We start from the raw sequence: 7,551 nt of genomic DNA on the forward strand, positions 1-7,551 counted from the left end.
GACCTTTTTAGACAGCCCCTTATTTTATTATCCGATTTTCAATGAGGTCATGGTCAATGCTCCGGCGACCGCTTCGTCATTAAATATGACCAAATCTTCGTTCTTATCTTGTAATGCCAATGCGTAGATCATTGGTAGATAATGCTCTGGGGTAGGGATTGCCAATTCAAATGCTCTTCCTTGTTTGTGGAAGTCGATTAGCGGCTGATGATTGCGATCCAAGATGTATCCTTTCATTTTCCCATTCGCTTCCTTCGCCCAATCAAAGGCATATCCGACCGTATTTAGATGCTGCCAAGAAACCATACGCAAATTATGCACGTTATTTCCGCTACCTATAATCAAAACGCCTTTCTTTCTGAGACCAGCCAATTCCTTTGCTAAAGCATAGTGCTGGGCAGGAGACATGCTATAATCGATACTCATCTGGATAATCGGCACATCCGCATTAGGATACAGATGTTTGACGACAGACCAGCTACCATGATCCAATCCCCATTTGTCATCTAAATGAACCTCCTTGCTTTTGATGGTTTCCTTTACGGCTTCTGCAAGATCCGGAGATCCTGGAGCTGGATATTGCACATCAAATAGCGCTTGCGGGAAGCCCCCAAAGTCATGAATCGTTGCTGGGTTTTCCATCGCTGTTACGAAGGTACCACGTGTCTCCCAATGCGCAGAAATCACTAGAATTGCTTTTGGTTTTTCGATTTCAGAGCCAATATTTCTGAACCCCTGCACAAACTCATTTTCCTCAATAGCGTTCATAGGGCTTCCATGTCCTAAGAATAAGACCGGCATCGTCGAACTTGCGTCCAACCCGTCAATAAATTTATTTAATGATTTTAGCTTCATTGCTGCGCCTGCTGAAGGTAGGGTTGCGGCAGCAGCTAAAAATTGTTTTCTATTCATATCTTCCATTGTCAATGTCCTTTCCAATTGATAATACAAATATCGGCACTACAAGCAGGGGGCAGGTATGAATATTTGGACAAAAGATATAGGAATTAGGAAATAAGTTTCCGCATTTCCTCTCTGAACTCTGTCGCCGTTTGCCCCGATTTCTTCTTAAAGACGCTCGCGAAATATGCCTTATCCGTATATCCAATTTCATATCCTATTTCAGAAACGGTCTTATCGGTGCTAATGAGCAAGTTTTTTGCTTCGATCAGTTTTCTTGTTTCTATAATCTCGGAAACAGACTGCTGAAGAATGCTTTGGGTGATGGCATTGAGATTCCTGGCGCTCATAAAGAGTTTTTCAGCATAATAATTTACGCCTTCGGGTCTACGAAAGTTCTCTTCGAGTATGGATAGGAAATTTTTAAAGGTGGTATCTTGGTTTTTGTACACCAAATTGCTGTCTAGTTGCTGTTTCTTGCGTTCCACTTCGATCATGGTGAAGAGGCTATTGAGCAATTCCCGAACGACAGACAATTCAGGATTTTCCTGCTGCATTTCCTCATAAATCATCGTGCAAAGTTGATCAAGACGTTTGAAACATCTATTCTCTGCAAATTGTAAAGTCGCACTCTTGTGGTAATAGGCATACAGGTTAAAAGTGGTTTCGGGAATGAATTCGCTTTTGAACCTTAAAACCCAGAAATCGCAAATACCATCCTTCAACAAAGGCACAACGCGATGAATTTTACCCTTGCTTACGAAGCTTACAAAAGGAGCTTCATATATTTCAGAGTCAAAATCAATAAAATGTTCAATCTGCCCGCTGATACCGATAACAAGCTCTTCAAAATTATGATTGTGTGGTTCATTCTTCTGAGTTTGGATGCGTAAAGCTTCTTGACTGTCGACTTTATAGATTTTAAATAGCTCTTCCATATATTTTAATGCTTTTCCAGATCCAAAATAGCTTAAATCTGGGTTCTATTTCATATTTAATAATAAAAATTACCCAATTATTGTTTTATACGCTTTGCTAATTAGAGAATGACGTCAAAAACCTTTTTTTAAAACAAAGAAGTGGTGTTTATTCTTCTGGTTTTTGTTTTTAAATCTATTTTTTCTCAAAAAATCAGATAAAATTTCAATAAAACTCTAAAAATATTTTGAAAACGATATTAAAATTATATTTTTGATGTAATAATTATAAAATATATGACATTATCAGGTAAAAAATCGTATTTGCCCATTGTTTTGATGGGATTCGTAGTGTTAATTTCGTTGTTTTTTTCAAAAGCACCCTCAATTAATGGTGATTTCGAATATAATTATGCTAATGTTGCCTGGATGTTGACTTCTACGGCGTTAGTTTTGATTATGACGCCAGGGTTGGCCTATTTTTACGGAGGAATGGTGAAAAAAAAGAATGTGATCTCAACAATGCTTCAAAGTTTCATCTGTATGGCTGTTATTGCGGTGTTATGGGTTGTATTTGGCTTTAGTTTAGTATTCGGCGAGTCGATCGGAGGGGTTATTGGCAATCCTACAACCTATTTCATGTTCAATGGTGTGTTGGAGGAAAAGCCCTGGGACGGTGCATCGACTATACCGTTTGCTTTATTTGCGATATACCAGCTTAAATTCGCTATCATTGCGCCGGCATTGATAACCGGAGCATTTGCTGAACGCATCAAATTCACATCTTTTGTTCTATTCATCTGTTTATTCTTCATTTTTATCTATGCTCCCTTAGCTCATGCGACTTGGCATCCGGATGGCATTTTGATGAAAATGGGCGTTCTAGATTTTGCCGGTGGAACCGTGGTCCATATGTCAGCAGGGTTGACGGCATTAGCATCGGCTATCTTCTTAAGACAAGGTAAAAACTACCATGAGCATACACCTGCACGTATTACTTATGTATTATTAGGTACAGGAATGCTTTGGTTTGGTTGGATTGGATTTAATGCAGGCTCTGCCTTTGCGGCATCCGAATTAGCTGCTACAGCATTGATTACAACATCAACTGCTTCAGGCGCAGCCGCTCTAACATACATTTTTCTCGATGCTGCCCGCGGGGTCAAACCTTCCGCTATGGGCGTTTGCATTGGTGCTGTTGTTGGGTTGGTTGCCATAACCCCCGCTGCTGGATTTGTGACTTTTGGACATTCCTTAGTTACCGGTGCAATAACCGCCTTAGTAAGCCGTTTTGTAATTGATTGGAGAACGCGTTCCAAGATCGACGATACCTTGGATGTTTTCCCAAGTCATGGCGTCGGCGGTATGGTGGGTATGCTGCTTACGGGCGTTTTCGCTAGCAAGCAAATCAATCCAGCAATCGAAGGCAATGGCCTGTTCTATGGAGAGACCTCTTTATTTACAGCGCATGTTATCGGTTTGATTGGTGCTACCGTTTTTACACTTGTATTAGCCTTTATATTATTAAAAGTTTGCGATATGATCTCTCCACTGCGGGTTAGCGAAGCAGAGGAAGAAGCAGGATTGGACCTGTCGCAACATGGCGAAAAGTTATAGTATTTTCCCTCCATTATATCCTAAATTATGCCTGCCTTCCGATCTGTAAGGCAGGATTTTTTTTATATCAAAAGGTTTGAATATTTAAAGATTTGAATTAAGTGCAAACTATTTCCCCACTTATCAGTTTTAATAATAAACTATAGAGGGAAGAGCATGAAGCACTTAAAAATATATGGGTTATCAATCTTAATGTCGGGTTTATTTCTTACGGCCTGCAATAATAATCAGCAGGAAAGTACAGATGAAGTAACACCTCCACCTGTTGAGAAGGATGCCGTTTCGCGTTATAATATCAATGAGCCAGATAAAAGTGTTTTGAAATTGGACTCTACGACAGTCGATTCCACACAGATTGACACGATTCGCAAGTAATACATACATTCTTTATAATTTGTTAGTCAATAGTAATGGGCAACCTTTCAAATAGGTTGCCTATTCTTTTATACCAGCAATTGGTCTTAGTTTATCATAAGCTTTATCTATCCCATTGCATAGCCCAATCAAACCCGCTCTGAATTGGGTCTGCATTGGGACTGTATTGGGTTTGAAAGGGGATTGAAAGGGGAGTAGGTCAAGGGAGGTTGGAATTGGCGCCGAATTAGAAAAGCACTCTTCTTGCGACAAAGCTTGTTTGCCCATTTCGATTGAATCCCTACCATCTTACTTGGTTTTTTGTTTGGTTTATTTCTGCTACTTTTAGTTGAAATTAATTGAGTGGCACATTAACTAGTGAATCTATGTTAATAGTTGGTTGTATTTTAGCCGTTATCGTTGGGGTAACCTTAGGGATGCTTGGGAGTGGAGGTACCATTCTTACCGTTCCAATTTTGGTGTACGTCATGGCGGTACATCCGGTTATTGCTACTACCTATTCTTTATTTGCAATCGGGATCACTTCTTTCGTTGGTGGCCTGCGGGGAATTATCCGCAAAGAGGCTGATTTGGGGAAGATATTGACTTTCGGTCTACCTTCGCTTATCGTTGTGTTTTTCACGCGATCGTTTATTCTTCCCCTTGTTCCGGATGTTATTCACATTGCGGGCTATGCCATTGAGCAACGAACGGCATTGATGCTACTGTTTTCGATGGTGATGATTGCTTCATCGCTCAGTATGATTTTTGCGATGAAGAAACATACGATCCCTGAGGCGCCACGCGTTCATGTGCCTATCAGCTTGGTGCTTGCTCAAGGTGCACTTGTTGGATTGGTGACAGGTTTAGTAGGTGCCGGTGGGGGATTTTTAATTATCCCGGCCTTAGTGAACTTTTACCATTTGCCAATGCGCCGTGCTGTTGCGACTTCTTTGATTATCATCACCGTTAACTCCTTCTTTGGATTAGTTGGTGATAGCGAGAAGTTTGCGGAATTTGATTGGAATTTGTTGTTGAGTTATACCGGCTCAACGCTGATTGGGATTTTTATAGGTTTTTATTTTGCTGATCGAGTTTCTAATACTTTTCTCAAGGTCGCTTTTGGATACTTGATTCTGATGATCGGGATATATATTATTCTTAAAGAGACGGTTCTTCTTTAATTTCCTATCCTTATTCGCAGTATAGAGCTTTAGATTTCAAAGATTCGGAGAGTTTTATTTTAGAAAGGAACTGATCGTAATCAACGCTAAATTATGAGGCTCTTTCCAAATAAGCAGGATGGAACAAGACGGATTTCCGAAAAGTTCTTGATATAATTGAAGGTTAGCTTGCTAAAACGTTTAATAATTACGTATTTTTAAGTATCAAACATTATAAATCAACCCCAATATTTAATTGATGAAGAAGAATTATGCGCGATTCGGGAAGCTTATGTTGTTAGCCATTCTCCCTAGTTTAGGCTTGGCTCAACAGAAGAAGTTGACCGATTATGTAAACCCTTTGATTGGAACAGCCAAGATGGGACATACCTTTCCAGGTGCTACCGTTCCATTTGGTTCCGTACAGTTGAGTCCCGACACCGATACTATTCCTTATGCTTTTAATGGCAAATATACCGGCACAGTCTACGAGTATTGTGCAGGCTATCAATATAAGGATAAGACGATTGTAGGCTTTAGCCACACCCATTTTAGCGGAACCGGGCACTCAGATTTAGGTGATATTTTGGTGATGCCTACGCAAGGGAAAGTTCAATTGAACCCCGGTACGGCAGATCGGCCACAAGATGGTTATCGCTCGCCTTTTAGCCATGATAATGAGGTTGCAGAACCTAACTATTACAAAGTAAAGCTAGATAAGCATAATATATTAGCCGAGTTAACGACCAGTACGCGCGTGGGAATGCATCGATATACCTTCCCTAAATCCGATGCCTCGCATCTTATTTTTGATCTGACGGCCGGGATCTATAACTACGACGAGAAGAATGTGTGGACGGTGGTTCGCGTCTTGAACGATTCAACTATTACAGGCTATAGGCAAACGAACGGATGGGCGAGAACCCGTACCGTTTATTTTGCGATTAAGACTTCTAAACCGTTTAAGAACTATGGGGCACGTTATTATGATAAGGAAACACCTTACAAAGGATTCTGGCGTAAGTTCGATCAGAAGAATAATTTCCCGGATCTTGCGGCACATAATATGAAGTTGCACTTGGATTTCGATACGGAAGACACGGAGCAGGTGATGATGAAAGTTGCTTTAAGTCCGGTAAGCATGCGCAATGCATTGGCGAATATGGAAGAAGAAGTTCCGCACTGGGATTTCGAGCAAGTTGTTTCGAAGGGTAAAGATGCTTGGGAGAAGGAGCTTGGCAAGATTAAAGTGGATATGCTAAATGAGGCGGATTTAGTTAATTTCTACACTTCCGTTTATCATGCTAACCTGATGCCAACGATTTATATGGATGTGAATGGTGAATATAAGGGCTTGGACCAGGAGGTTCATCGCGCCGAGGGCTTCGTGAATTACACTTCATTCTCCTTATGGGATACCTTTAGAGCGTTTCACCCTTGGCTGAATCTGATCAATCCATCGCGCAATGCAGATATGGTTTCGTCGATGATGGCGCATTATGATCAGTCTTTGCTGGGAATGCTGCCTATTTGGTCGCATTATGCTAATGATAACTGGTGTATGTCAGGCTATCATTCGGTTTCTGTTGTTTCGGATGCGATCTTGAAGGGCGTTTATAAAGGGGATGCGGAAGCGGCTTTGTTGGCTTGTATCTCTACAGCAAATGCTCGCCCATATGAAGGCATTGGTGATTATATCGATTTAGGATATGTGCCGGATGAGGTATCAACGTCATCCGTTTCCAATACATTGGAGTATGCTTACGACGATTGGTGTATCGCGCAAGTCGCTAAGAAATTAGGTCATACGGATATCGCGGAAGAGTTTACGAAACGCTCGAACAACTGGCGTAATTTATTTGATAAGTCTATCGGGTTTATGCGTCCGAAAGATAAATCAGGGAAATTTAGAGCAGAGTTTGATGTGTTGGATACCCATGGGCAAGGGTTTATTGAGGGCAACACCTGGAACTATTCCTTATATGTTCCACACGATCCTATTGGCTTGCGCGAAGCGATTGGCGGCGAAAAGCGTTTTGAAACGTACTTAGACTCCTTATTTACAATGGAATTGCCGGATAAGTATTTTGAAAAAACTGAGGATATAACTCGTGAGGGCATTATTGGTAACTATGTTCATGGAAACGAGCCATCGCACCACGTTGCCTATCTCTACAATATCACGATGAGCCCTTGGAAAACACAAAAACGTGTTAGAGAGATTATCCGCCATCAATATAATAATGGCGCGGACGGCCTGGGCGGTAATGACGACTGCGGGCAGATGTCGGCATGGTATTTATTCACGTCCTTAGGCTTTTATCCGGTAGCTCCCGGCGATGCTCACTACTGGATCGGTAGTCCTTTGGTGAAGTCGGCAAACGTAGAGCTAGAGAATGGGAAAACGTTGAAAGTCGTGGCAAAGAATCAGGGTGAGAAAAATGTTTATGTCAGCAAGGTGAGTTGGAATGGTAGGGAGATTAAAGATTTTAAGATTTCGCACGATGATTTGATGAGCGGCGGAACTTTAGAGTTCGTTATGAGCAATAAGCCGAAAAAGAAGTAGGTTAAAGGATTAAAAGAAGAAGGTGTCTAAAAAG

At 41.2% G+C, this 7,551-nt stretch carries 6 protein-coding genes; 4 read left to right on the forward strand and 2 right to left on the reverse strand.

All coding sequences use genetic code 11. The features are described 5' to 3' along the window. Window positions 1–27: 27 nt before the first annotated feature. Both ygiD and B2400_RS15770 read right to left on the reverse strand, forming a co-directional pair. Window positions 28–912 (reverse strand): 4,5-DOPA dioxygenase extradiol, encoded by an 885-nt coding sequence (ygiD, locus tag B2400_RS15765; protein ID WP_293934800.1) that lies wholly within the window; start codon window positions 910–912, stop codon window positions 28–30. 95 nt (window positions 913–1,007) lie between these two features. Next, on the reverse strand, window positions 1,008–1,838 hold the full coding sequence (locus B2400_RS15770) for a response regulator transcription factor (RefSeq protein ID WP_149525622.1): 831 nt from the start codon (window positions 1,836–1,838) through the stop codon (window positions 1,008–1,010). 276 nt (window positions 1,839–2,114) lie between these two features. Between B2400_RS15770 and B2400_RS15775 the strand changes: the two genes are divergently transcribed. From B2400_RS15775 to B2400_RS15790, 4 genes are all read left to right on the forward strand, one after another. Next, a complete protein-coding gene (locus tag B2400_RS15775; RefSeq protein WP_293934803.1) occupies window positions 2,115–3,434 on the forward strand; it encodes an ammonium transporter in 1,320 nt (439 codons plus the stop codon). A gap of 156 nt (window positions 3,435–3,590) precedes the next feature. Next, on the forward strand, window positions 3,591–3,809 hold the full coding sequence (locus B2400_RS15780) for a hypothetical protein (RefSeq protein WP_149525624.1): 219 nt from the start codon (window positions 3,591–3,593) through the stop codon (window positions 3,807–3,809). 365 nt (window positions 3,810–4,174) lie between these two features. After that, window positions 4,175–4,972 (forward strand): sulfite exporter TauE/SafE family protein, encoded by a 798-nt coding sequence (locus B2400_RS15785; RefSeq protein WP_149525625.1) that lies wholly within the window; start codon window positions 4,175–4,177, stop codon window positions 4,970–4,972. Window positions 4,973–5,210: 238 nt separating this feature from the next. Further along, window positions 5,211–7,517 (forward strand): GH92 family glycosyl hydrolase, encoded by a 2,307-nt coding sequence (locus B2400_RS15790; RefSeq protein WP_293934806.1) that lies wholly within the window; start codon window positions 5,211–5,213, stop codon window positions 7,515–7,517. Window positions 7,518–7,551 lie beyond the last annotated feature (34 nt).

It is taken from the genome of Sphingobacterium sp. UBA6645, assembly GCF_002455685.1.
GTDB lineage: Bacteria > Bacteroidota > Bacteroidia > Sphingobacteriales > Sphingobacteriaceae > Sphingobacterium > Sphingobacterium hotanense.